Source organism: Clostridium sp. 1001275B_160808_H3 (genome assembly GCF_015550425.1).
Lineage (GTDB): Bacteria > Bacillota > Clostridia > Clostridiales > Clostridiaceae > Clostridium.
In genome coordinates, this window is record NZ_JADNAT010000013.1 from 83,532 (window position 1) to 109,871 (window position 26,340).

Annotated in this window: 26 protein-coding genes and 1 CRISPR repeat array; of the genes, 19 read left to right on the forward strand and 7 right to left on the reverse strand. The window is 25.6% G+C overall.

Features of this window, described 5'->3' with window-relative positions; all coding sequences use genetic code 11:
• Positions 1 to 5 precede the first annotated feature (5 nt).
• Both I2A75_RS11385 and I2A75_RS11390 read left to right on the forward strand, forming a co-directional pair.
• Positions 6 to 539, forward strand: coding sequence for a hypothetical protein (locus I2A75_RS11385; RefSeq protein ID WP_195264583.1), 534 nt, complete (start codon positions 6 to 8; stop codon positions 537 to 539).
• A gap of 79 nt (positions 540 to 618) precedes the next feature.
• Complete coding sequence (locus I2A75_RS11390) at positions 619 to 816, forward strand: hypothetical protein (protein ID WP_195264584.1); 198 nt, start codon at positions 619 to 621, stop codon at positions 814 to 816.
• A 29-nt stretch (positions 817 to 845) separates the two neighbouring features.
• On the opposite strand, the gene I2A75_RS11395 is transcribed toward I2A75_RS11390, so the two are convergent.
• Together I2A75_RS11395 and I2A75_RS11400 are read right to left on the reverse strand one after the other, a co-directional pair.
• Entirely contained in the window at positions 846 to 1,325 is a 480-nt protein-coding gene (locus I2A75_RS11395) for a hypothetical protein (RefSeq protein ID WP_195264585.1), read from the reverse strand.
• A 332-nt stretch (positions 1,326 to 1,657) separates the two neighbouring features.
• A complete protein-coding gene (locus I2A75_RS11400) occupies positions 1,658 to 2,047 on the reverse strand; it encodes a PadR family transcriptional regulator (RefSeq protein WP_195264586.1) in 390 nt (129 codons plus the stop codon).
• Positions 2,048 to 2,210: 163 nt separating this feature from the next.
• On the opposite strand from I2A75_RS11400, the gene I2A75_RS11405 reads away from it, so the two are divergent.
• From I2A75_RS11405 to I2A75_RS11455, 11 genes are all read left to right on the forward strand, one after another.
• The gene (locus I2A75_RS11405; protein WP_195264587.1) at positions 2,211 to 2,414 is read left to right on the forward strand and encodes a hypothetical protein; all 204 of its coding nucleotides are present in this window, start codon (positions 2,211 to 2,213) and stop codon (positions 2,412 to 2,414) included.
• Between the two features lie 138 nt (positions 2,415 to 2,552).
• Entirely contained in the window at positions 2,553 to 3,449 is an 897-nt protein-coding gene (locus I2A75_RS11410) for an HD domain-containing protein (protein WP_195264588.1), read from the forward strand.
• 128 nt (positions 3,450 to 3,577) lie between these two features.
• The gene (locus I2A75_RS11415) at positions 3,578 to 3,910 is read left to right on the forward strand and encodes a hypothetical protein (protein WP_195264589.1); all 333 of its coding nucleotides are present in this window, start codon (positions 3,578 to 3,580) and stop codon (positions 3,908 to 3,910) included.
• 76 nt (positions 3,911 to 3,986) lie between these two features.
• Entirely contained in the window at positions 3,987 to 4,919 is a 933-nt protein-coding gene (locus I2A75_RS11420) for a hypothetical protein (protein WP_195264590.1), read from the forward strand.
• 237 nt (positions 4,920 to 5,156) lie between these two features.
• Complete coding sequence (locus I2A75_RS11425) at positions 5,157 to 6,665, forward strand: DUF1846 domain-containing protein (RefSeq protein ID WP_195264591.1); 1,509 nt, start codon at positions 5,157 to 5,159, stop codon at positions 6,663 to 6,665.
• Between the two features lie 129 nt (positions 6,666 to 6,794).
• Positions 6,795 to 8,459, forward strand: a complete 1,665-nt coding sequence (locus I2A75_RS11430) for a ribonuclease J (RefSeq protein ID WP_195264592.1) — start codon at positions 6,795 to 6,797, stop codon at positions 8,457 to 8,459.
• A gap of 47 nt (positions 8,460 to 8,506) precedes the next feature.
• Positions 8,507 to 9,235, forward strand: coding sequence for an HAD-IB family hydrolase (locus I2A75_RS11435; RefSeq protein ID WP_195264593.1), 729 nt, complete (start codon positions 8,507 to 8,509; stop codon positions 9,233 to 9,235).
• A gap of 104 nt (positions 9,236 to 9,339) precedes the next feature.
• Positions 9,340 to 9,852 carry a hypothetical protein gene (locus tag I2A75_RS11440; protein WP_195264594.1) on the forward strand — a complete coding sequence of 171 codons (513 nt, stop codon included), beginning with the start codon at positions 9,340 to 9,342 and terminating at the stop codon, positions 9,850 to 9,852.
• 69 nt (positions 9,853 to 9,921) lie between these two features.
• Complete coding sequence (locus I2A75_RS11445; protein ID WP_195264595.1) at positions 9,922 to 10,074, forward strand: hypothetical protein; 153 nt, start codon at positions 9,922 to 9,924, stop codon at positions 10,072 to 10,074.
• 314 nt (positions 10,075 to 10,388) lie between these two features.
• Positions 10,389 to 11,573 carry an amidohydrolase gene (locus I2A75_RS11450; protein WP_243242155.1) on the forward strand — a complete coding sequence of 395 codons (1,185 nt, stop codon included), beginning with the start codon at positions 10,389 to 10,391 and terminating at the stop codon, positions 11,571 to 11,573.
• Positions 11,574 to 11,726: 153 nt separating this feature from the next.
• Positions 11,727 to 11,942 (forward strand): hypothetical protein, encoded by a 216-nt coding sequence (locus tag I2A75_RS11455; RefSeq protein WP_195264596.1) that lies wholly within the window; start codon positions 11,727 to 11,729, stop codon positions 11,940 to 11,942.
• 165 nt (positions 11,943 to 12,107) lie between these two features.
• Here I2A75_RS11455 and ilvA read toward each other — a convergent pair whose 3' ends face one another.
• Positions 12,108 to 13,307 carry a threonine ammonia-lyase gene (ilvA, locus tag I2A75_RS11460; RefSeq protein ID WP_195264597.1) on the reverse strand — a complete coding sequence of 400 codons (1,200 nt, stop codon included), beginning with the start codon at positions 13,305 to 13,307 and terminating at the stop codon, positions 12,108 to 12,110.
• Positions 13,308 to 13,454: 147 nt separating this feature from the next.
• Between ilvA and I2A75_RS11465 the strand changes: the two genes are divergently transcribed.
• The 4 genes from I2A75_RS11465 (at position 13,455) to ybaK (ending at position 18,094) form a co-directional block, all read left to right on the forward strand.
• Positions 13,455 to 13,619, forward strand: a complete 165-nt coding sequence (locus I2A75_RS11465) for a hypothetical protein (RefSeq protein WP_195264598.1) — start codon at positions 13,455 to 13,457, stop codon at positions 13,617 to 13,619.
• Positions 13,612 to 14,478, forward strand: a complete 867-nt coding sequence (locus tag I2A75_RS11470; RefSeq protein ID WP_195264599.1) for an SDR family oxidoreductase — start codon at positions 13,612 to 13,614, stop codon at positions 14,476 to 14,478. The genes I2A75_RS11465 and I2A75_RS11470 overlap by 8 nt, the downstream gene beginning before the upstream one ends.
• A gap of 530 nt (positions 14,479 to 15,008) precedes the next feature.
• The gene (locus I2A75_RS11475; protein ID WP_195264600.1) at positions 15,009 to 17,060 is read left to right on the forward strand and encodes an ATP-binding protein; all 2,052 of its coding nucleotides are present in this window, start codon (positions 15,009 to 15,011) and stop codon (positions 17,058 to 17,060) included.
• A 566-nt stretch (positions 17,061 to 17,626) separates the two neighbouring features.
• On the forward strand, positions 17,627 to 18,094 hold the full coding sequence (gene ybaK / locus I2A75_RS11480; protein ID WP_195264601.1) for a Cys-tRNA(Pro) deacylase: 468 nt from the start codon (positions 17,627 to 17,629) through the stop codon (positions 18,092 to 18,094).
• Positions 18,095 to 18,283: 189 nt separating this feature from the next.
• Here the strand turns inward: ybaK and I2A75_RS11485 are convergent, their stop codons facing one another.
• Entirely contained in the window at positions 18,284 to 19,177 is an 894-nt protein-coding gene (locus I2A75_RS11485; RefSeq protein ID WP_195264602.1) for a DUF1002 domain-containing protein, read from the reverse strand.
• 254 nt (positions 19,178 to 19,431) lie between these two features.
• Entirely contained in the window at positions 19,432 to 21,108 is a 1,677-nt protein-coding gene (locus I2A75_RS11490) for a DUF2207 domain-containing protein (RefSeq protein ID WP_195264603.1), read from the reverse strand.
• Between the two features lie 158 nt (positions 21,109 to 21,266).
• Here I2A75_RS11490 and I2A75_RS11495 point away from each other — a divergent pair, with 158 nt between their 5' ends.
• Together I2A75_RS11495 and hydA are read left to right on the forward strand one after the other, a co-directional pair.
• On the forward strand, positions 21,267 to 22,211 hold the full coding sequence (locus I2A75_RS11495; RefSeq protein WP_195264604.1) for a hypothetical protein: 945 nt from the start codon (positions 21,267 to 21,269) through the stop codon (positions 22,209 to 22,211).
• A 312-nt stretch (positions 22,212 to 22,523) separates the two neighbouring features.
• A complete protein-coding gene (hydA, locus tag I2A75_RS11500; protein ID WP_195264605.1) occupies positions 22,524 to 23,909 on the forward strand; it encodes a dihydropyrimidinase in 1,386 nt (461 codons plus the stop codon).
• A gap of 299 nt (positions 23,910 to 24,208) precedes the next feature.
• Here hydA and def read toward each other — a convergent pair whose 3' ends face one another.
• Both def and I2A75_RS11510 read right to left on the reverse strand, forming a co-directional pair.
• Positions 24,209 to 24,661 carry a peptide deformylase gene (gene def, locus I2A75_RS11505; protein ID WP_195264606.1) on the reverse strand — a complete coding sequence of 151 codons (453 nt, stop codon included), beginning with the start codon at positions 24,659 to 24,661 and terminating at the stop codon, positions 24,209 to 24,211.
• Positions 24,662 to 24,898 (reverse strand): helix-turn-helix transcriptional regulator, encoded by a 237-nt coding sequence (locus tag I2A75_RS11510; RefSeq protein ID WP_195264607.1) that lies wholly within the window; start codon positions 24,896 to 24,898, stop codon positions 24,662 to 24,664.
• A 407-nt stretch (positions 24,899 to 25,305) separates the two neighbouring features.
• A CRISPR array of direct repeats spans positions 25,306 to 26,251; the repeat unit is 30 nt; unit sequence GATTAACATTAACATGAGATGTATTTAAAT.
• Positions 26,252 to 26,340 lie beyond the last annotated feature (89 nt).

Sequence of the window (26,340 nt, forward strand, 5' to 3'; positions counted from 1 at the left end):
GAAGTATGGGGATTAAAGCCATAAATAAAATAGATTTTGATAAAATAGTGAAAATAAAGTTTAATAATATTTTAGATGGATTTGAAAAATTTAATTATATTGAGCTTTATTCTAGAAAATATAAAGAAAATAAAGAAATTGAAGAGGATTTTATTAAAACATTAGAAAGCTTTTTTGATTTAAATTACGATGAAAATAAAATAATAGTAGATTTTTATAAAAACAAACTAGATAAAGATAGTATTGAATTTATTGAAAATAATCTTGATTTAGAAGAAATAAAACTATTCAATGAAATTTTAAATTCAGGTACTATAAATGATATGTTTTTTGAAATAAGTGACAAAAAATACATAAAATTATTAACTAAGTTATGCACTAGAGAATTATTTTTTATAACATTCTATTTTACTAAAGGACCAGTTACAATATGGGGAAACTATAATTTAAAGTTTCCACTGTTTTATGATAAAGATAATATAGATGAAGAAAGTATAAAAGATTATTTTATTATTGCAAGAAATAATAATTTATTATGAACCTTTTTGTAAAAGACATAAATTATACTTGTCTATCATAATAATTAATGTTAGTTTATTAGATAAGTAGGGGATATTTATGAACCATTTAAAGAATTTTATAAAAAAAATTAATAATGATGATTTAGAAGAAGATAGAATAGATGAAATAACTTTAAAATGTAAATATTGTAATAAAGCTATTAATATTAAAGATTCATACATAGATAAAGAAGATTTAAATATATATTGTTCTAAAAAGTGCTTTATAGAAAATTTAAATTGTAAATATTTTTAAAGGGTATCCTTAATTAGGTACCCTTATTTTTATGAAGAAATATTTTCTTCAACATTATTATAATTTGGAAATAAGACAATTGTAGATAATCTAAATTCTCCATTTTCCAATAATCTTAAAAACCATTTAATATGTTGATTTGATGAACTACCAATTATAGAGTAGTTTTGAGCATTATTTTTATATTTAGGATAAATCATTGTTGATGAGTTATTAAATTCATTAATTATAATAATACTATACTCATAATCAGTACAAAAATATTTTAAATTGCTTAAATCAATGCTTAAGATGTTATCGTTTATAACAGAAGAGCATTTAAATATTTCACGAGTTTTAATATTTTTTAAAAATACAGATATTTTGTTTGTAGGTAGATAGTTGATATTATCAAAATTTAGAGATAATTTATCATCTTTTAATTCAAAGGAAATTATATCTTTTTCTAAAATATTAAAATTATTGAGATGTAGTTTGAAAAAATTATCAATATTTCTAGTTTCCTTCATAATATTCCTCCTTAGAAATACTATATAAGCTGTACTTATATTATTTAAATAAATATAAATACAACTTATATAAGTTTTAAAGCTATTTTGTTAGGTAATTAAACAAATAAAATATATTTATAATATATTGTTATAATTTAATAAACATGTTAAAGATTTTATTTGAATTATATAAGTTTAAATTAATTCTATTAGTATTAAAGTTAGTAAATTAATTTAAATAAAATGAAAAGCTTGAAAACATATATATTAACTATAATATTTCTATGGCTAAGAAAAGTTACAAGTTATTTTGAAAGAGAAGTTTTATTAATAAAAAGAAAAAATGCTGATTATCTCATCAGCATATCTATCATTATATCTAAGGTAGCTTTAGTTTTATTTAAGTTACTAATATAATCTGCAATATGATTTTTATAATATTCAACTCCACTGTCTGTAATAGAATATACTTTTTTACTTCTTTTATTTAAAAATTCATCACCAGTCCATGAGCTTTTAACATATCCTTTTAATTCTAAGTCATAAAGAGTTTCATATATTGTACTAGATGAAACAGGAAATGGCAGAGAAGTTTCTGAAAATCTATTTCTAAATTCCTCAAGAACCCTATTTCCAAATATAACATTGCCTTTTGATAATTCTTTTAATATATAGAAGCTATAAAGCATTTTTGTGTTTACTACATTTCTAGGTGCAACTAATCTATTTCTTTTATCCATATAATACCCTCCTTATATATAATATAGTTTATCATATAATTTAATGAATGTACATTTAAGTAATATGCTCGTAAATGATAATAAAAATAAAAGAAATATTACCGAACACAAACAATATGTAATGAATACAATGTACTATACAAAAGAGTAGGAGTTGATTAACATGTCAAGAAGATCTTGTTGTAACAGGTGCTGCTGTAGAAATAACTGTTGTGGCGGAGGATGCTGTAATAACTGTGGTGGCGGATTCGGAGGCTGCGGAGGCTGTGGAGGTTTCGGTGGCTGTGGCGGATTTGGTAATTGTGGATTCGGTTGTGGAGGATTCTTTCCATTATTATGGTTATTATTACTAGGTGGCTGTTGGTAGTAAAATAGTAAAAGGATGCATTAGCATCCTTTTATTATTAAAATTAAAATCTGATATCAAATACAGATTTATGTAAGAATTTTTTTTTCATATAGGCTAATAATAATTTATAAGTAAAAGATAAATAAGGTGGTATATATGAAAAAATTATATTTAAAAGATGCAAAAATGAATGAAACTATTGAAACTACTTTTATGGTGATAAAAATATTATCTTATGATAAAAATGATTTTGTTGCAGTTATTGGAGATAATTCAGGAGAAGTAAAAGCTTATATAAAAAATATAAATACAGTTATAAATATTGGAGATGTTATATTAGTTAAAGGAAAACTCTTATCAAAATTTAAAGTTAATTTTATAAAAAAGATTTCAGACATAAATATATTGGATTACTTACCTTCAGTTAAGAGATCAATAAATGAAATTATGAATGAATTAAATGATATAAGTAAATTTGAATTTAAAAGCTTAGAAGCTAAAACAATTAATGATTATTTTTTTGGTAATGAAGAATTTATAGATAAATTTAAAAAGGCAATAGGTGGAGTATTTAATCATCATAATTATATAGGAGGTCTAGCTGAGCATACTTTAGCAGTAACAAGCCTAGCACGTGAGTTAGCTTATAGATATGATTGTAAACATAAAGAAATAGCTATATTAGGAGCAAAATTACATGATATAGGAAAAATAAGAGAAATGGTTTATGATGGACCATTTTCTTATACATTAGAAGGAGAACTTCAAGGACATATTGTTATTGGGTTAAATATGTTAGAAGAAGCTTTTAATAGCAATAGAGAGATTTATTCTAATGATTTTATTAATAGATTAAAGGCTATAATTATTCAGCATCATGGTAAACCTGAATTTGGATCTCCTAAAGAGCCAAATTCTATGGAAGCCTATATAGTTCATTATGCTGATTATGTTGATGCTACATTAAATAAGATAAGTATAATATCAAATGATTTAGAGAGTGGTGAGTGGAGTAATTTTGATAAAAGAATAAATGGACGAATATATATATAATAACGTATATAAATAGTTAATAAATTTTTACAGAAGATAATATTTTATTATTATAATGTCAATAAAATCATAAAAAATAATAAAGTGTATGATACAATATATTAATATAATATATTAGAGGTGAAGTTATGCAACAAAATAGATGTTTTTGTGAGAAATGTAATAAGATTCAATATATAGAAGTTAATAGTTGCAAAGAAAGTAAAGAATTTAATATAGGGAAAATTACTTATGATAAACTATATGGAAAATGCTTAGTTTGTGGAAATGAAGTATATTCTTTGGAATTATCTAAAAAGAACAAAATTGAAATTAATAAAAAAATAAAAGAATTAGAAGATGAAGTGACAATATTAAGAATTATAGAAGGTAGCAAAAAAGGTAATCTTATATTAGAAAATGGGGATAGAGAACTTTTAAATGAAATTGAAAGTATTTTATTAAATAAAAATAAAAAATAATTTCTTAAGTTATTAAATAAGATTTAGTCTAATATAATATGGTGTAAAAGTATATAATTGCTTTAGGGGGACACTTATGTTGGACTTATTAATATATTTAGATGAAGCTTTAATCAAAAATTTGAATTCAGTAGCATTAAGAGGTTATATTGATATAAGAACATATAGAAGGATTAAGGATAGAACATTTGGAGGCAATGTAAAAATAGGAGATAGAGAATCAAATGGCTCAGATTTTAGAGATCATAGAGATAAAATAGAGGGATATAAAACTAAACATAAAACTTATGAAGACCACTATCAAAATGGAAGAGATAAAAGCTTAGGTTTTGAAGGAAGAGATTTTGATAGAAATGAGCAAGAAATAAAAAAAATCACTACTATTTTTACTCTGCATAATGAGTTGTTAAATAATATGATTACTAGCAAGAACGTTAAGCAAGTAGACAGTAATTCTATTGAAAATGGAGATGTAAAAGAAGGAGATTATGTACAAATTAGTGGATGTGTGCAAGAAATTTCACTTCCATTTTATATAGATACATTAATTGATAGTATAAATTGCTATGGTGTAGATTTTTTAAACACATTACTAGAAAAGGAAAATTTAAAGACTTTAAATTTTAATATAATTTGTAAGCTTTTAGAAAGATTAAGAAAATCCATAACTGCAAGGGGAAGTTATGATTTAGTAATTCAAAATGAAAAAGCATCATTAGTTCTACCAATAAGTGAAAATAATTTCTTAAGTAATCACTCTCACATATTTGATTTAGTTCATTGTTCTTGCAAAATATTTGGTAAGGTTATGATGATAAAAGAAGATAATAATAAATGCATAAGTTTATTAAGAAAATCATCACAAGAAGATTATTATCAAGAAATATTAGATTCTATAGAACCATATTTAGAAGTTTTGAGAAAAAATAATATAATTCTTCCTAAAAAACCCGAGTGTAATATAAAGGGAAAAATGATAATGATTTTACCTATAAGTATATGCTTATAAACCCTAATAAGCATATACTTTAATTTAATATAGAAAATATAAAAGTTTAAATTAAAGCAATGTAATTATATAAAGTATTATATATCAGTTTTAAAGGTAAGTATATTTTATATTGTTCTTTTTTTAGTAAACTTATATCTGTTCATTTTTTAACTTAATGTAGAAAGAAAAAAAATTATACTGTATAATTAATACTTAATGGGTAACATAAAGAATAAAAAGGAAAGAGGCATTAAGATGAAAGTAGGATTTGACCATAAAAAATATTTAGAAGAGCAATCTAAATATATATTAGAGCGAGTAAATAATTATGATAAATTATATTTAGAATTTGGTGGAAAGCTTATGTTTGACTTACATGCAAAAAGGGTTTTGCCAGGATTTGATGAAAATGCTAAAATAAAGCTTTTACAAAAACTAAAAGAAAAAGTTGAAGTTGTTATTTGTGTATATGCAGGAGACATAGAAAGAAATAAAATAAGAGGCGATTTTGGTATTACATATGATTTAGAAGTTTTAAGATTAATAGATGATTTAAGAGCTTATGAACTTGATGTAAATAGTGTTGTTATAACAAGATATAATGGACAACCAGCAACAACTGTTTTTATAAACAAATTAGAGCGTAGAGGGATAAAGGTTTATAAGCATGAAGCTACAAAGGGTTATCCAACAGATGTTGATACTATAGTAAGTGATGAAGGCTATGGAAAAAATCCTTACATAGAAACCACTAAGCCAATAGTGGTAGTTACTGCTCCAGGACCAGGAAGTGGTAAACTAGCTACATGTTTAAGTCAATTATATCATGAAAATAAGAGAGGAAATGTTGCAGGATATTCTAAATTTGAAACTTTCCCAGTTTGGAATGTTCCATTAAAACATCCTTTAAATATAGCTTATGAAGCAGCAACTGTAGATTTAAAAGATGTAAATATGATAGACTCATTCCATTTTGATGCTTATAACAAGGTAGCTGTAAACTATAATAGAGATATTGAAAGTTTCCCAGTATTAAAAAGAATTATAGAAAAGATTACTGGTGAAGAGTCAGTTTATAAATCCCCAACAGATATGGGAGTAAATAGAGTTGGATATGGAATAGTAGATGATGAAGTAGTTAAAGAAGCATCAAGACAAGAAATAATAAGAAGATACTTTAAAACTATTTGTGAATACAAAAAAGGATATGTTGATAAAGAAACATCTGATAGAGCTAAATTAATTATGGAAGAGCTAAATTTAAAAGAAACTGATAGAAATGTAGTTGTTCCAGCAAGAGAGTATTTATTAAGACTTAGAAGTTTAGCAGATAAAGGTGAAGTTTTTTCAGCAGTAGCATTACAGCTTGAGGATGGAACTATTATAACAGGTAAGAGTTCAAAGATTATGGATGCTTCAGCAGCAGTTATATTAAACTCAATTAAATATCTTGCTAATATATCAGATGATATTCATCTTTTATCACCTGTAATATTAGAGCCAATTAAAAATTTAAAACTTAAGACATTAGGAATAAATAATACAGTTTTAAATTGTGAAGAGATATTAATAGCATTAAGCATATGTGCTGCAACTAATCCAACAGCTCAAGTTGCACTAGATAAGCTAAAGGATCTAAAAGGTTGTCAGGCTCATTCAACAACTATTATAACCACAAATGATGAACAAACTTTTAGAAGACTTGGAATAGATATAACTTGTGATCCAGAGTATCAAAGTGAAAGTTTATACTATAATAATTAGAAACTTAAAACTATCTTTAGAATATTCTAGAGATAGTTTTTTTATAAATTAATAAAATTCCTATGCAAACTATAATTTTAAATCAATATTTAGGAAATACTATTCTTAATAGAATAGGAGGTTTTTTCAATGAATGATGATTTATCTGTTAAAATTATTCCTTTAGGTGGAGTAGGTGAAATAGGAAAAAATATTACAGCGATAGAAGTTGGAAATGAAATAATAGTAGTAGATTGTGGAGTGGCTTTTCCGGACGAAGAAATGTATGGAGTAGATTTAATAATTCCAGACATAACATATTTAATACAAAACAAAGACAAGGTAAAAGGCTTTTTTATTACTCATGGGCACGAAGATCATATTGGATCAATTCCATATATATTAAAACAATTAAATGTACCTATATATGGAACAAAATTAGCATTAGCAATTATTAAAAATAAACTAATAGAACATGATTTAATAGAAACTAGCAATTTAATTAGTGTAGACCCTGGTTCAAAAGTTGATTTAGAAAATATAAGTATCGAGTTTATACAAAGTACTCATAGTATAGCTGAATCTTGTTGTTTAGCTATAAGTACTCCTCTTGGGGTTATATTTCATACTGGTGATTTTAAAATAGACTTAACACCTATAGATGATAAAGTTATAGATATAGATAGAATTTCAAGTATAGGAAAAAAGGGAGTTATTTTATTAATGGCTGATAGTACCAATGTTGAGAGATCTGGGCATACAATGTCAGAAAAATCAATTGGTAATACTTTTAACAGAATTTTTAGAGGGGCAAGGGGGAGGATAATTGTAGCAACCTTTGCATCCAATATACATAGAATGCAACAAATAATTAATGCTTCTATAGAAAATAATAGAAGAGTAGCATTTTCAGGAAGAAGTATGGAAAGTATATCAAAAGTAGCTTTTGAGCTTGGATATCTTCATATACCAGAAGGAATGTTAATTGAAATAGATGATATAAATAATTATTCTAACGAAAGAATAACTATAATTACAACAGGTAGTCAGGGTGAACCAATGGCAGCACTTGCAAGAATAGCATTTGGAACTCATAGGAAAATAAGAATTGAAAGGGATGACTTGTTTATAATTTCGGCATCACCAATACCAGGTAATGATAAATTAATTTCAAAAGTCATAAATCAATTATTTAAAAAAGGTGCAGATGTTATTTATGAAGATTTAGAAGAAGTTCACGTATCAGGTCATGCATACAGAGAAGAGTTAAAACTGATGCATAGATTAATAAAACCAAAATACTTTATGCCAGTTCATGGTGAATACAGACATTTAAAGCATCATAAAGATTTAGCAATAAGTCTAGGGATGGATTCTAAAGATGTATTTGTAGTAGAACGTGGAGAAGTATTAGAAATAAGTAATGAAGGTGCCAGAATATCTGGAAAAGTAACTACAGGTACTGTTTTAGTTGATGGATTAGGAGTTGGCGATGTAGGATCATTAGTATTAAGAGACAGAAAGCATTTAGCACAAGATGGATTAGTTAATATGGTGGTTACTATAGAAAAAGAAAGTTATAGCATTATAGCAGGTCCAGATATAATAACAAGAGGTTTTGTATACGTAAAAGAGTCAGAAGAATTAATTAAAGAATTAAAGAAGATTGCAGCTGATGAATTGCAAAATTGTTTAGATGACAAAATTTTAGAATGGTATTTAATGAAAACAAATGTAAAGAAAGCTTTAGAGAGATATATTTATGATAAAACAAAAAGAAGACCAACAATTATACCAATAATTATGGAAATTTAAAAAAATTAATATATAATAGATAGTAAAAAGTAAATAGGAGGGGTTTTATGAAAAACGTAGCAGCATTTTTTGATATTGATGGGACTATATATAGAGAAGGTTTAATTACAGAAGTATTTAAAAAAATAATAAAATATGAACTAGTAAGTGAAAATAAATGGTATAAAGACGTAAGACCTTCATATATAAAATGGGATAAAAGGCAAGGTGATTATGACACTTATCTTTTAAAGATGGTAGATGTTTATGTTGAAGCAATAAAAGGTATAGATAAATATCACATAGATTATATAGCTAAAAAGGTTATAGAGCAAAAAGGAGATAGAGTATATACCTTTAGTAGAGAAAGAATAAAATGGCATAAGGAACAAGGGCATATAGTTATTGCAATATCAGGATCTCCAAGTGAATTAGTAAGAGAAATGTCCAAGAAATATAACATGGATGATTATAGAGGAACAATCTATAAATTAGATGATGATAATAAATATAGTGGTGAAGTAATTCCTATGTGGGATCATGAAAGCAAATTAAATGCTATTAATGAATTACAAGCAAAATATAATATTGATTTAAGCAAAAGTTATGCATATGGAGATACATCTGGAGACATAACTATGTTCAACTCTGTAGGAATACCATATGCAATAAATCCTACAAAAGAACTTTTAGATAAAGTTATGGAAGATAAAGAAATAAGAGAAAAGATAAAGGTAATTGTGGAGCGTAAGGATGTAACTTATAACTTAGATATAAATTGCATAAATATTTTATAAAAGTTAATATAATGAGGTTAATAATATAATAGACAATAAACTCCTTAGGTTATATAATAATTAATGAATTACGAAGGAAAAGTTATTTATTTAAGGAGAATGGTATGTTAACTATTAATAATAAGATGTTAGAAGAAAAAATAAAACAGCTTAGAAAAGCTATTGAAATAGTGGGAGGAAAAGAACTTTTAGAAACTATAAAAAGTGATAATGAATTAGCACTTCTTATATTACAAAGTTCTTTCCAAAATGAATATGCATATATAGAAGTACTAGAAAAAAAATATTCGATTTCAGACTTACTTAAAATAAAGTTAGAATATGAAAAAAATTATATAAAAACTAAAAAGAAATACGTTCAAAAAATAGTTTATAAGATAAAGGAATATAACACTTATTTAGATTCTTTAATTAGAAAATATAGAAAAGATGGTGGAATTGAAGAATTTAGAAGTATTAAAAATGAAATTGAAGTTAGATACTCTATAGATATAGATAGCTTTATATTATCTAGCATAATTGCAATGAATGTTGATATAAATAATGATTATTATGGAGAGTATTTAAATTCTAAAAAGGAAGATTTTATAAATACTATAATAACTACAATAGTTTAATTTCTATAATAAAATTTACTCTTAAGGGGAAACTATAAATGTAAAGTACAACCTTAGGAGGTGTTAAACATGAGCAAACTAATGAGAAAAGTTAAGAGAAATCTTAAAGGAGCTAAGAAAAAAGGCAATTTATTATTAGAAATGGCTGATGACTTTATGGATATAGTTCATAATGCAAAATTATATAAAAAAATTAATAAAGCAAAAAGAAAAATGAAATAAACAAAAAAGTAATATCTAATGTAACATTAGATATTACTTTTTTTATAGTAATTTACTATTACTTTTAAATTACTATAAATACTTTAAAACATTAATTTAACCACTAAATAATTATATAAGTTAATGATAATATTGTTTGACAATTGGATTAGTTATGATGTATTTAACTTTTAATTCTTAATCCTTAATCCTTAATCAATAATGTAATCCAAATTAATTAATAATATATTTTAGGAAATATAAAACCTTTATAGCAACCATATACACTGAAATGTATATTATATAATGATTATATTTAGTTAGGTGGGAGACTGATGGAAGAAGAAATTAAGAATATTGTTGATGAAATAAAAGATGATTTAATTAATATCAGAAGAAGGCTTCATTCTAATCCAGAGCTATCATTAAAGGAATATGAAACTAGTGAATTTATATATAAAAAGCTAAAGGAATTTGGAATTAAAGAAGTTAGTAATGATATATATAAAACTGCTGTATTAGCAATTATAAGAGGAAAAAAGCCAGGGAAAACTATCTTATTAAGAGCTGATATGGATGCATTACCAATAGACGAGTTAAATAATTGTAGTTATAAATCAATAAACAAAGGAGTAATGCATGCATGTGGACATGATGGTCATGTTACTTGGATGCTTGGAACGGCATATGTTTTAAATAAGCTAAAAGATAAAATTAGCGGTAATATAAAGATATTATTTCAACCAGCAGAAGAAGATTATGGTGGAGCTGATGAGTTGTTAAAAAGTAATGATATACTAATATCAGACCCTAAAGTAGATTATGCAATAGCAGGACATGTTTGGCCAGAAATTAATTCTGGAGAATATGGGATTGTAAATGGAAGAGCAATGGCAGCTGCAAATAAGTTTATCATCGAGATAAGTGGAAGAGGTGGACATGGTGCCGAACCTCATAAGACTATAGATCCTATAGCTATAGCAAATCAGGTTTATATGTCTTCACAACAAATAATAAGTAGAAGGACATCTCCATTTAGTAATGCTGTATTAACAATAGGGAAATTTATAGGAAATGGATCTTATAATGTTATTTCTAGCAAAGTGATAATTGAAGGAACAATAAGAGCAGAAAGTTATGATAAAGTTGTTGAAATAACTAACTTGCTAGAAAGCATAACAAAAGGCATAACAGAAAGCCAAGGAGCCCAATATACAATAACATGTTCAAAACCTATAAAAGCAGTTATAAATGATGAAAATTTAGTAGTAAAAGCTAAAAATATACTAAGTAAAACAAGTCATAAAGTATCTATTTTAAAGGATGGTTCTATGACAGGAGAAGATTTTTGCTATTTTAGCACAAGAGTACCTTCTTTATTCATATATGTTGGAACAAAAAATATAGATAAAGAGATAATATACCCACTGCATAGTCCAAGATTTAATTTTGATGAAGATATTTTAGAAAGTGCAGTAAATCTTTTTGCATTTTTAGCTATTAACTTAATTTTAGAATAGATAACGCTATGTAAAAATAATTTTTTATTTAATTACTGACAGAAAGGTGTATATAAATTATTAAATATAAGGGAAATAATAAATTATTTTATACAGAAAATTGTAAGAATTGTATAATATATATGCATTAATAAAAGGGAGAAGAGGAGTTGTATGAAGAAATTTAATAAATATATAAATTTTGGTTTATTATTTAATGGTGTTTTCTTATTAGGAAATTATACTGATTTATTACCTGAGTTTATAAAAGGATTATCTGTGGGATTAGGATTAACATTAATATTTGTTGGGGTGTATTCTGAAAATCATGATATATCTAAATTAAGAAATTTTAAAAAAGGAATATTTAATCAGATGCTATCAAAATAATTTTATTAATATGGTATATAAAAAAGATATGGAATAAGTACTTATACTATCTACTTATTCCATATCTATAATATTAATTTGATATTTTCCTTTTTCAAATATGTTATAAAGTCATTATTTAATAAAATAGAATTTGTTTTGGAAATTAAATTTTTATTAAATATATTAATACATTTGATTTATTTTGAAGCCTTTGCTTATGAAAGTATCTTTAATTAAACTTATATGTTCAATACCATTAGTTTCGATGGTAACTTCTAATAAAACATTTTTCAACCTATTAGAGGCTTTAAATTGATTATGTTCGAGTTGAACAATATTTGCATTTAATTCTGAAAGCATTCTAGAGATTTCTTGAATTTGTCCAGGGATATCTGGAAGTTCAAGAGTGAAACAAAATAATCTCCCTCTCTCAACTAAACCATCATTTATTAAAGAGGAAATAGTTATCATATCTATGTTACCACCGCTGATTATGCACGCTATCTTTTTATCTGTATAACTTAATTTTTTTAATGCAGCAAGTGACGCAGCACCAGAAGCTTCAGCAAGTAATTTATGTTTTTCACATAATATTAAAAATGCTTCAGCTATTTCTTGATCAGAAACCGTAATAATATCATCAACATATTCTTTTATTATCCTATATGTTAAATCACCAGGGGATTTAACAGCAATACCATCAGCAATAGTATTAACAGTATCTAAGGATATTAAATCGCCATTTTTAAAGCTTTGTTCCATGGCATTTGCACCTTCAGCTTGTACACCTATGACTTTTATAAAAGGATTAATTTCTTTTGCAGCTAAAGAAATACCACTGATTAATCCACCACCACCAATCGGGCATAAGATTATATCAATATCATTTATTTCTTCTAGTATTTCTAAAGCAATTGTTCCTTGACCATAAATCACATTAATATCATTAAAAGGATGTATGAATATTGAATTATTATTTTCTTCAATACTTTTAGCATGAAAAAATGCATCATCATAGCAGTTACCATGGAGAACTACATTACCGCCAAAGTCTTTAGTAGATTGTATTTTTATATAAGGAGTAGTTTTCGGCATAACTATTGTAGATTTAACTCCAAGGAGGCTTGCTGCATATGCAACACCTTGAGCATGATTACCTGCAGAAGAGCAAACAACACCTTTGCTTTTCTCTTCTTCACTTAAAGAACGAATCTTATTAAGTGCGCCTCTTATTTTATAAGCTCCTGTAAGTTGTAAATTCTCACATTTTATATATACAGAACAGTTTGACATCTTTGAAAAAATAGGACTATACAAAATTGGAGTTTTGTTAATAACATCTTTAATTTTTTCTCTGGTTTTCTCAATTTCACTTAAATGCATAAACTTCCACCTCTAGTAAATTTTATATAATAAAAATATTATATCACTGCTATATAAATATATGAAGAATATAAAATTCAGAAAAGTATATTTTTTTAAAAAATTATAAAAAATATAAGTAATAAGTTATAGAAAGGAGAAGTTATTATGAATGAAAAATATAGTGATTTAATTAATATAGGGAATTTCACTAGAAATGCAGTGAAAAACTTTGAAAAGAATATAGTTAATAAGACTAATTATTTAGAAAGTGTAGCATCTAATACAGAGTTTAAAAATAATTATAGTATTAAGGAGAAATCAAATGAATAATAATTATCCTACACAGTTTCCAGCACAGCATCAAAGTGTACAGCCTGGAATAGAAGAAAATATGAATCCAAAACCAATTTTTAAGTCAGTTACATGTAATGAAGGAAGCAATAAGTTAAAAGATAAAGTAGCAATTATTACAGGTGGAGATAGCGGAATTGGTAGAGCTGTAGCTATAGCATTTGCTAAAGAAGGTGCCAAAATAGCAATAATTTATTTAAATGAACATCAAGATGCTGAAATAACTAAAAAGCTTATAGAAGACATTAATGGAGAATGTATTTTAATAAGTGGTGATGTTGGTGATGAAAATTTCTGTATATCTGCTGTTAACTCAGTAGTAAGTAAGTTCAATAAAATAAATATACTAGTAAATAATTCTGCTGAACAACATGTATGTAATGCATTAACAGAGATAACTAAAGAACAGTTTGAAAGAACATTTAAAACTAATGTATTTGGAGCATTTTTTATAACAAAGGAAGTTTTAAAACATTTAAGTGAAGGAGACTGTATTATTAATACTACTTCAGTTACTGCTTATCATGGGCATAAGACTTTAATAGATTATTCAATGACTAAAGGTGCGTTAACTTCATTTACAAGATCATTAGCATTAAATTTAGCTGATAAAGGGATAAGAGTTAATGCTGTAGCGCCAGGACCAGTATGGACACCATTAATTCCAGCATCATTTGCTGAAAGTGATGTAGCTAGCTTTGGTACAACTAGCCCAATGAAAAGAGCAGCTCAGCCAGTTGAACTTGGGGAAAGTTATGTTTTCTTAGCAAGTGATGGTGCATCATACATAACAGGAGAAACTATTCATGTTAATGGAGGAGAAATTGTAAACTCATAAAGCTAAACATAAAACATTTATATTAATAAATATAAAAATATAAAAATTAATTCAAAAGTATACTTATTTTATTTAAGTATACTTTTATTTGTTATTTTTAGTTATATATATATTAAATATTTTTACTAACAAAAAATAAAGGGAATTTTACAAAATAAAAAATATAAATGATTTAAAATATAGATTATTATTAAAGTTATATTTTTTAGTATAGGTTTAGAACTGTTGAAAAGAACTAAAACTATTAAAGCTCTAATAGAATAGAACGAAAAATTGAGTTAAGTTTTCTACCGTTAATCAAGAGAATAATATATTCAAATATACAAATATTGAAAAATATATAACAATACTAAAAAATATATATTTATTAATTATTTTCTAGGTGATGTGGAGTATAAAGTTATAATGTAGAATGGATTTGCATTTTTAAGGTGAAATGTGGTAAAAATTCGTAAAATATGGTATTATATATATTGCTTATTAAATAATAAATTTTATTTTATATTTTATATGGGATTAGGGTGAAAAATATGGGTAATTTAGTTAATTTTTGTGATAAAGATTCTAAATTAGAACGAGATGATTTAAGCGGAGTAGTTTCATTAGATGACTTGATTAATGATGATAAGTCGGGGACTGGTGTTTATAGCTTCCCTAATTTAGAGCTAATTAGATCGAATAAGTTTTATACAGATATATTAGAAGGCATAGGTATTAAAAAATCAAAATATTTAAAGATGTCACTACAAGAAATTATGGATATAAATGATAAAGACAATGTATTAAATCTTCTAAAAAATTCTATAGAAAGCGGAAAAATACAAATGTCTCAAGATCTTATTCATAAAAATAAAAATGGTGATATAGATTACTTAAAATGTGTAATTACTCCTGTAAAGGAAGAAAATTCACTGATTTTTTTAATAATAACACTTTTAAATGTAACAGAAAGTGCTATTGAAAAAGAAAATCTAAAAAATGAAATTTTAAAATTAAAGGAGGAAAATACAAGATTAAAAGAAGAAAATTCTAAATTAAGTAAAGAAGTTTTTAAATATAAAAACATAGTTGAAAATATAACCGACGGGTTAATTTTTTTGGATAAAAAGGGGAAAGTTGAATTTTTAAATAGAGCAGCTAAAGATTTTTTCTATGAACCTGATAAGTTAAAAGTATTAGGTCAAACACTTGCTCATACTAAGTACTATGACTTGAATGGGAATATATTGCATATAAGTGAATTACCATCTTCTCGGTCATTGAATGGAGAAATTATAAGAAGTATGAGATTTATATGTGAAAGACCTGATAAAACTATCAAAACAGATATAAGTTGCAATCCTTTATATAATCAAAATAATGAGTTGGTTGGAGCAATATCTAGTATTAGATGTTTAAATGATTCATTGAGAGTTGAAAATTATTTAAAAAAGCAAAGAGATAATTTTTTTAATATTATAGATAGTTTAGATTTACTTATATGTAGATTTTCATATCCAGATTTTAAAGTAATACATTATAATAAAAAAGTAAAAGAAGAAATAATATATTCTAATCAGAATACTTATTCATCCTTTTTACAAATTCCAAGTAATGATAGAGAAATGTTAGATAAAGAACAAAAAAATAGTTCTATGATTAGGGGAAGTAATATTAAAGTGGTGCTTAATGGGAAAGATATATATATAGAAACTTTCTATCAATATATATTTGATGTTGATGGTGAAATAAAGGAAGTTATAAAAGTTGGAATAGACATAACTGACAATATAAGTCATCAAAAAGAACTAGAAGAAATATTAAAAACTCAAGAGGAATTTTTTTCATTTATTGCGCATGAATTTAGAACACCATTAACAGTTATGAGTTCTACGACTCAACTATTAAATTTAGTTTATAGAAAAGATTTACCTGAAAAAGTTATAAGTTATATAGATAAAATAAGTCTAAGTACATTACAACAGCTAAGGCTTGTAAATAATCTTTTAGATATAACAAGAGCTGATGCTGGCTATTTGAATGTAAATTTACGTAATTATGATATTGTAAGTATGTCTAAAGCAATTACTGAATCTGTTAGAAGTTTTGCTGTGAGAAAGGATATTAATCTTGAATTTACTTGTAATATTGATAAAAAAATTATAGCTGTTGATGATGAAAAGTATGAAAGAATATTATTGAATTTATTATCAAATGCAATTAAATTTACTCCAAATGGTAAGACTGTAAAGGTTGAGCTAGATTGTGATGCTAGCTATACTAATATTAAAGTTAAAGATGAGGGAGTAGGTATCCCTAAAGAAAAACAAGAAATTATTTTTAATCGGTTTGGACAAGTGAATAATGAATTAACAAGAAAGTCTGAAGGAACAGGAATAGGATTATGCTTAGTTAGAATGCTTATAAATTCTATGGGCGGAAAAATAGAATTAACAAGTGAATTGGGAGAAGGTAGTACTTTTACTATTATCCTTCCTAATAAAGTAGTTTCAGATGATACTAAAGTATTAGATATGAATCTTATAAATAATAGGTTAGTTCAAACCATGGATATGGAGTTTTCTAACATTTATATAGAATAAAATAAAGATAGCCAAAATTTTGGCTATCTTTATTTAGTATATAATTTTTTATGTTTCTTGTAGCCTATAACTGATGCATCAATTGCTCCTGCATATTGACTTAATTCATCAGTTACAACTTTAAATTCTAAATAATCACTTAATATTTCTTTAAATGAATTTGAATTTGCAAGTCCACCTGTAAAAAATACATCATTTTCTAATTTTAATCTTCTAGCAAAATTTGCAGTTCTTTTTGTAATTTCATAAATCTCAATCTCCCTTTTAATGTTAATAAATATTAAGTAGAGTTTATTTTAAATATATGATAAATATAGTTTAAACATGAAAAGTTAGGTTATATTCATTTCATTTATATATTAATATTTTAGCATGGAAATATATTTTAGAAAACGATTTAATAAGGCGTTATTTATTACAATATAAAATTAGAATAATTATAGATATACAATGTTTTAGAAAGTTAGCTAGAGGTACTAGTGATTTTTATTAAATAATCTTATAGTGTTTTAAAATGGTAATGTTTTTATAAAGTGATATAATTGTATTGTTTGGAGGGATACTAAATGGATGAAAAAACAAATGTAATGCGAATTTTGGATAAAAAGAAGATTAAATATAATAGTTATTCTTATGTAAATACTGATGCTATAAGTGGAGTAGAAGTTGCTAGCGTTTTAGGGCAAGACCCAAATCAGGTTTTTAAAACTCTTGTTACAGTAGGTAAATCAAAAAACTATTATGTATTTGTAATACCTGTAGAAAAAGAGTTGAATTTGAAAAAAGCAGCAAAAAGTGTTGGTGAAAAATCTATTGAAATGATAAAATCAAAAGAATTACTACCATTGACAGGATATATTCACGGGGGATGTTCACCTATTGGTATGAAGAAATCATTTGTTACAACAATTGATATATCAGTTGAAGAACTAGAAACATTTATTTTTAGTGCTGGTAAAATAGGATATCAAGTGGAATTAAGCTTAGATGAGCTTAAAAAAGTTATTAGATTTCAGTTATCTGACTTAGTATAAATAGTCTTATTTGTAGTGGTAATATAAATTAACCATATTTAATTTCATGAAATATATAATTCTTTATTATTAAGGATATGACATAGGAAATTATAAAGCTCCAACCAAATTTAAGGCAAATGGTTGGAACTTTATATATTATACTATAAAATTTAATTGCTTTTAGTTTAATAAGTAAGTATGGAGTTTTTAATTATTTCCTAATCCTTTTATCCAATCAAGAAACTTAGAAAAAAAGTTACCTATTGCATCAAAAAGTCTTTGAAAGAATCCACTATCTTGAATATCTTTCCCAGAGTTTTTTAGTGCTTCTGAAATTTGATTACCTATATTTTTTAAAGTATCTTTAACATTATCATAATCTATATCTAAGTCATTTATATTAGCCATCAAAGCTTTTATTTGCTCTTTTTGCTCATCTGATATTTCAACTGTATAATTATTTGTAACAGTTTCAACTATTTTTGATATTTCTTCACTATTTTTTGGAGATTCTTTTATAACTTTTGTTTTAACATCATTAATAACTTTAGCAGCTTCATCATATCCAATTTCTTCTCCAAGATCTGATGTTGTTTCTATTTCTTCTTGAGCTGTCTTTTTATTTTTTAATGATAACTCTTCACCTTTAACAGCTTCAAAACCTTTTAATATTCCTGATAATGCAGAAGTACCAGTAACATGGAAAGGTGAACTTGCTTTTACCTCAGCATTAGTTACTCCAGATGTAACTAGAGCATTCGAAAGCATAAGTGGAGTGACTTCTGTTAAATTCTTAGCTGTTACGTGTATTCCACCATTATTAGTAAGCTTAACATATGAAGAGGAATAACAGCCACCTTGATAATTAGATTGATCATTTGGATCAAGACCTAATTGTTTTATAATATCTTCATTAGTTATTCTATCTATGCTAACTTCATTTTCTTTAACACCAAATTCTTTTAACATTTCAGATTCCTGAGCATCTGTTAAGTCAATACCAAAAGTAACTCTTTCATTATTTTGGGCTTGTACAGTAAAACTAAATAAGGAAAATGCAACAGTGCATGCTGTAATTAGCTTTAGTATATTTTTTTTCATAATAAAAAACTCCTTTTACATATATAAAATTGCTTTACTTTAATATTATTAAAGAAAGTAGAAAAATAGAAGGCTTTTAAGATTTATTTAAGAATTTGATAATGAAAAATTAAAATATAAAACTAAGTTGAGTTCATTATCATAATTATAAAACGCTTTATATCTAGAATATAATAATTTAATAAAATAAAAATATTAATACTAAAATAAGCCTAATATAAAAAGAAGTCTAATTTAAATAGACTTCCTTAATTTTAAAATGCGCCAGAATCTCCGCCTCCGCCACCTGAAAAATCTCCTCCAGATGAAAAGTCATTAAAACTATTATTGCTAAAATCCATGCTAGTATTGAAATTTGTATCATTTCCATAATTCTCATTTACTGAATTGTGTATTTCATTAAATAAAAATAAATTTGTCATATAGCAACTATAAAAAGTGTGATTAAAATTATTATTAGAAAGGGAATCTCCATTAGGAGTATCTATATCTAAATCATAATGACTTATTCCCAATGCAGGAGCATATATTATAGATTCTTTAATATTATCTATATTTTCAGTATTTATTAATGATAATAAGTATTTTTTATAAGCAGACCATTTAAGATATTCATTATAAGCATCATTATTTAATACTTCTTTATTCTTAATACTTATATAATAATTATGAGATTTTCCATTTTGTTTAACTTCATTTATAAAATCATAATATGAATTATTAAATTTTTTAGCGGCCTTTTGGCTATTATTAATTTTCTTTTTTATAGATTCAAAAGAAAATTCATTATTACTATCTTCATATTTTTTAAACCAGTCCATTAAAACTTTTAAATGTGAATATTCACATTTTGAACTTTCTTTTATTCTTTTAAATTTAACATTAATAAGTTCATCTCCATCAGATATACTGCTATCTAGAATATAAAAACCTTTATTTGCAAGATACATTAATGTAGAAGGAACTAGAGGCCAATTAATATTATTTTTGTTATATAAATATGCAACCAAAGCTGGGCTTGTGTTAGAAGGTGGATATGGAAGCATATCTTCTTGGATAAAAACAAAGTTTGATCTATATTCATTTAAAGCTTCATTGAAAATTCTTTTTGAACGCTTGTGTGCAAGATAAAATATTATAGCTATTAACAAAATCAATGAAGAAGGAATTAAAATAGGTAATAACATATCAGAAGAATCTTTTTCTAAATATCCATTTATATTATTATCTATAATATTTGAGTTGTTATTATTTTCAATTGGTGAAGTTGTAATTGGAATTGTAAGAAAATCAGACTGAAATCTTAAATCAAGACCAAAATTTGAAGTTAAGTTTTCACCAGTAATTTTAATTTTATCTTCTGAAGTTCCTGCATTAAAAACTCCATCACCATAAACAGTATAATATAAATTATTTGCATTAAAATTTGCGGAATTTAATTTTAAATTTAGTTCAACATTATTTACTGGATTGTCTGCTGAAGCTGTATAAAAGCTCCAATTTAAAGAACTAAAACCTTCATATTTCTTTGCAGCAGAGCTTATTAAATACTCAACTTTAAATTTCTTTTCTTCATTACTACTTTTAGAATAAATCTTTACTTGAACTTTCCCATCAGTATTTATAATTTCGTAACTGTTATTTGATTTATCATTTTTGTTTTCTAAATTATATGATCCAGTAGAATCCTCAAGTGTTACATTATTAATAGAATAACCATTAGATTCATTTAAATTTAGATTTAGGTAAATACCATTAAAATCTCCATTAAAAGTATAAGTAAATTCATCATTTACTAAAACATCCCCATTGTTTTGTATTTCAGCATTAATAAGTAGTTTATCAATTGAATAATTCTTACTATCTGCAAATACAGTAATAGGAATTGTTAATGAAAATAATAAGGTTAAAAAGAAAATTAGTTTTTTCATTATCTATACCCCCTTGTAAATATTAGGATATCATATTATATGTATTTTCTCCATATTATTAAATAGTATTATAATAATGTTCATATCGGTTAACGTTTTCAAAAGGAAAAAAGTATTATATAATAGTTTACATAATAACTATAAAGGAGAATAGATTTATGAAAAGAATATTTGAATTAACAACAAGTGATATCGAAAGTTTAAATAAGAATACTCTTAAGGAGATAATAAAGACTTCAGAAGGTAGAACTGTTATGTCAGAGACTATTATAAGTTATACTCCATTTATAAGAGAAGTATCAAATTTAGAGCTTGCTGCAAGTTTTGGAGCAGATATGATAACTTTAAATACATTTAATTTTGAAAAACCTTTTATTTTTGGAATAGATGGGGGAACAAACTTACTTTCTTCAATAGATAACTTAGCTAAAATAGGAGATCAAATTAAAGATAATTTAAATAATAAAGATTATATAAAAAATATTAAAAAGCTAGTTGGTAGAATGATAGGAGTAAATTTAGAACCTGTACCAGAAGGAAGCACTTATGAAAGAGGATATACATTAAATAGAGAAAATCTTGAGAAGGTTAAGGAATATGGTTTTGATTATATAGTATTAACAGGAAACCCTAATACAGGTGTTACTGAAAAGACCATTTGCGAAGGAATAAAGCTTGCTAAGGAAGTATTAGGTGATAGCACTTTGATTATAGCAGGAAAAATGCATGGAGCAGGAAGTGGAAATATATATGATGAAAATGCTATAAAAGGCTTTATAGATTGTGGGGCAGATGTTGTATTAATACCAGCTCCAGGAACAGTACCAGGATATGATTTAGATTTAGCAAAGAAAATAATTTCTCTTATTCATGAAAATGATGCACTTGCAATGACTACAATAGGAACATCTCAAGAAGGTTCAAGTAAAAGTATAATAGAGCAAATAGCATTAAATTCAAAAATGGCAGGAGCTGATATTCAACATATTGGAGATTGTGGAACTTTTGGAATAGCATTACCTGAAAATATAATGGCTCTTTCAGTAACAATAAGAGGAATTAGACATACTTATAGAAGAATGGCTCAATCAATATTAAGATAATAAAAATATTAATAAAATAGGCATCTCATAATATTAAAATTTTGGGATGTCTTATTATTTTATTGAATGATTTTATAGAATTGCTTTAGCATGAAATGCATAATATATAATTTTAAATTGTGTAGGATCTATTTAAAGATATCATGGTATAAAATGCTTTATCAAAATGATAATCAATTCTCAAATTGATATTAAATTATACTTAAAAAATGAGTTGTTACAATTAAATATAATTTGGCATATTCATTGCTTATATATAATAAATAATGTAAAGATATATTATTTTAAATATAAGAAAGTGAAGTGAAGCTAATGTCATTACTAATAAAGAATGGGACAATTGTAACAGCAAGTGAAACATATAAAGGTGATATATATATTGAAGATGACATTATAAAAGAAATTAGTACTTGTATCAATAAAGAAGCAAATGAAGTAATTGATGCTAAGGGGAAATATGTAATACCAGGTGGGGTAGATGTTCATACTCATTTAAATTTAGATGTTGGAATTGCTGTAGCAAATGATGATTTTTATACAGGTACAGTTGCAGCAGCTTGTGGAGGAACAACTACGATAGTTGACCATATGGGCTTTGGACCTAAAGGATGTAATTTAAAACATCAAGTAGATGTATATCATGGATATGCAGATAATAATGCTGTAATAGATTATAGTTTTCATGGAGTAATTCAACATGTAAATGAGGAAATACTTAATGAAATGGAAAGCATAGTGAAAGATGAAGGGATACCAAGCTTTAAAGTTTATTTAACATATGATTATATGGTAAATGATGAGGAAGTATTAAAAGTATTAAATAGATTAAAAGAACTTAATGGAGTTACAACTGTTCATTGTGAAAATCATGGTAGTATAAAGGTATTAAAAGATTATTATGTGAAAAATGGTTTAAAAGCTCCTAAATATCATCCTTTAAGTAGACCTGTAGAAGCAGAAGGTGAAGCTGTAAACAGAATGATAAATTTATCATCAATGGCAGGTGATGCACCTTTATATATAGTTCATTTATCTTCAAATTTAGGATTGAGCTATATAAAAATGGCAAGAGATAGAGAACAAAACATATATGCAGAAACATGTCCTCAATATTTAGTTTTAGATGATAGCAAATATGATTTGGAAAATAATGAGGGATTAAAATATATTATGAGTCCTCCTTTAAGAAAAGAAGATGATATAAATTCTTTATGGAAGGGAATTAAGGATGGATATATACAAACTATAGCAACAGATCACTGTCCATTTGCCTTTAGTAAAGATAAACAACTTGGAAAAGATGATTTTACAAAATGTCCTAATGGAGCACCAGGAATTGAAGAGAGAATACCATTAATTTTTTCAGAAGGAGTAATGAAAGGAAAAATCAACATTAATAAGTTTGTTGAAGTTTGCTGTACGAATCCTGCTAAAATTTTTGGATTGTATCCTAAAAAAGGTTCAATACAAGTAGGGTCAGATGGAGATATAGTTATAATTGATCCAACTATAGAAAAAGAATTAACTATAAATGATTTACATTCAAATGTTGATTACAGTGCTTATGAAGGAATCAAAGTAAAAGGTTATCCTATTTATACTATTTTAAGGGGAAATATTATAGTAAAGGATAATAATTTTATAGGGGAAAAAGGTAGTGGTAGATTTATAAAAAGAGAGATAAAAGAGAAGTTATAATAAGGAATAGGAGAGAGTTAAAGTGTAGTGTATATAAATAGCACTTTAGATATATCTCCTATTTTATTTAAATTTCGTACCAAAATATATTTATAGCAATTGTTTGGATAGATAATAAACTATTGGTTATTTTAAGAAGTAAAGTAGAGTTAGGAGGTATTGAAATAATTGAATCAATGAATTCTGTATAAATTGCTGTAGACTCCTAATATAGTTAAATTAAATAACTATATTAAATATTATGGAGGAGTAGGTTTATCGGTGAAAATTTAACCTATTTACTGATAAATTTAACTATGCTATTTTATATATTCAGTAACAAAATCAGTAAAAAGAATACCATCTAAATGATCTATTTCATGGCAGAAGCATTTTGCTAAATCACCTGTACCTGTTAAAATAATTTTTTTGCCATATTCATTTAATGCTTGAATTGTTACCTTTGCTGGTCTTTTAAGTTTTCCCCATTTATTTGGAATACTTAAGCAACCTTCAATAACTTCTTGAGTTCCTTCTTTTTTTATTATTTTAGGGTTAACAAGCTTTATAAGCCCTTGTCCCATATCTATTACAACCAATCTTTTTAAAATACCAACTTGTGGAGCAGCTAATCCACCACCATTTTCTGTATTATACATAGTATCAGCCATATCATTTAATATTTGTCTTATTTTATCATCAACAACTTCAACCTCTTTACTTCTTTTTCTTAATATTTCATCGTCAAATAATCTAATTTGTCTTAAAGCCATTTAAACAACACCTCTACTTTGTTCAGATCTTGATTTCCTTTCACTTTCCTCAAAAAGAAAAACTTCTTCTATATTACTATGAAATACTTTAGCAATATCATAAGCTAACCAAATAGATGGTTCAAATTTTTCAGTTTCAATAGCATTAATTGCTTGTCTGGAAACACCTACAAGCTTTCCTAATTGCTCTTGAGTTAAACCCAAATCTTCACGAAATTGTTTTAATTTATTTTTCATCAAATATCACTCCTTGTAATGTTTACCTTACATTTCTAATTTAGCATTTCTTTAGGTGAGTGTCAAGCTAACCTTACATAAAATGTGTGGAAAGTAGTAACAATTTTTATATGATTTAGTATTATATTCATTTGAATAAATTATAAATAGACTTATTATTCAGATTGTAAAGGTGGTCGCGTTACGCGACCCCCTTGATATTATTTGGAGTGTTAAAAAACATATTAAGTATTTTTACCAAGTTATTATTTCATGAAGTATTTGAAAAATAAGTTATATTGCCAGTTTAGGCTGTCATTTATATAAAGTTTCTTTAATTTAAGCAAGGTTGGTAAAAAGTCTGGAAAGTGAGGTATTTACAAAGATTCCTTAGGATTGTATAATTTATGAAAGGCTTAAAATCAATGGATTAACATTAACATGAGATGTATTTAAATTTAAGTCCTTTATAGATAGCGTATCCTGCTCCTGCGATTAACATTAACATGAGATGTATTTAAATGAAATAACAGTTGAATTAATGTATAAACTTTGCAGATTAACATTAACATGAGATGTATTTAAATGTAGTTTCATAAGCTATTTCATTTCCATCTAGTAAGATTAACATTAACATGAGATGTATTTAAATTCATATTGTTTATTAAAATAATCCTTACACATTTGGATTAACATTAACATGAGATGTATTTAAATTAGTGATTGAATGGACTTATCTTTCTTTTAATTGGGATTAACATTAACATGAGATGTATTTAAATGTTATCTCTATATCTGTACTTTTAATTTCGTTTTCTGATTAACATTAACATGAGATGTATTTAAATAGAAACTCTTCATCTTCCTCATAGCACTTTCTCATTGATTAACATTAACATGAGATGTATTTAAATTTATTTTTAACCCCTCTTTCTTAATTCGCGATAATAGATTAACATTAACATGAGATGTATTTAAATTTGGTTCTGAATTAATTGATACATTGCCAATTATAGGATTAACATTAACATGAGATGTATTTAAATTGACTTCCCCTTGCTCTATTGTGCCTTATTGTAGAGATTAACATTAACATGAGATGTATTTAAATTAGGTTTTGTATCCTGTTCAGTACCAAAAGGCGATGGATTAACATTAACATGAGATGTATTTAAATGTTAGTAATACAAATTCCTTTTTACAAGTTTTACATGATTAACATTAACATGAGATGTATTTAAATGTTATTAATCTTGTAATTTCATTATAGGCCATAGATGATTAACATTAACATGAGATGTATTTAAATTAATCTTTAGCTTTAGCAGGTAATACTTTATCCCCGATTAACATTAACATGAGATGTATTTAAATAAGTACGCAATATGAGTTGGCTTGATTGCGATGTTGAGTTAAAAAAATAGCATATATATAAGCATTTACAAGTGGTTTAAACTTGGTTA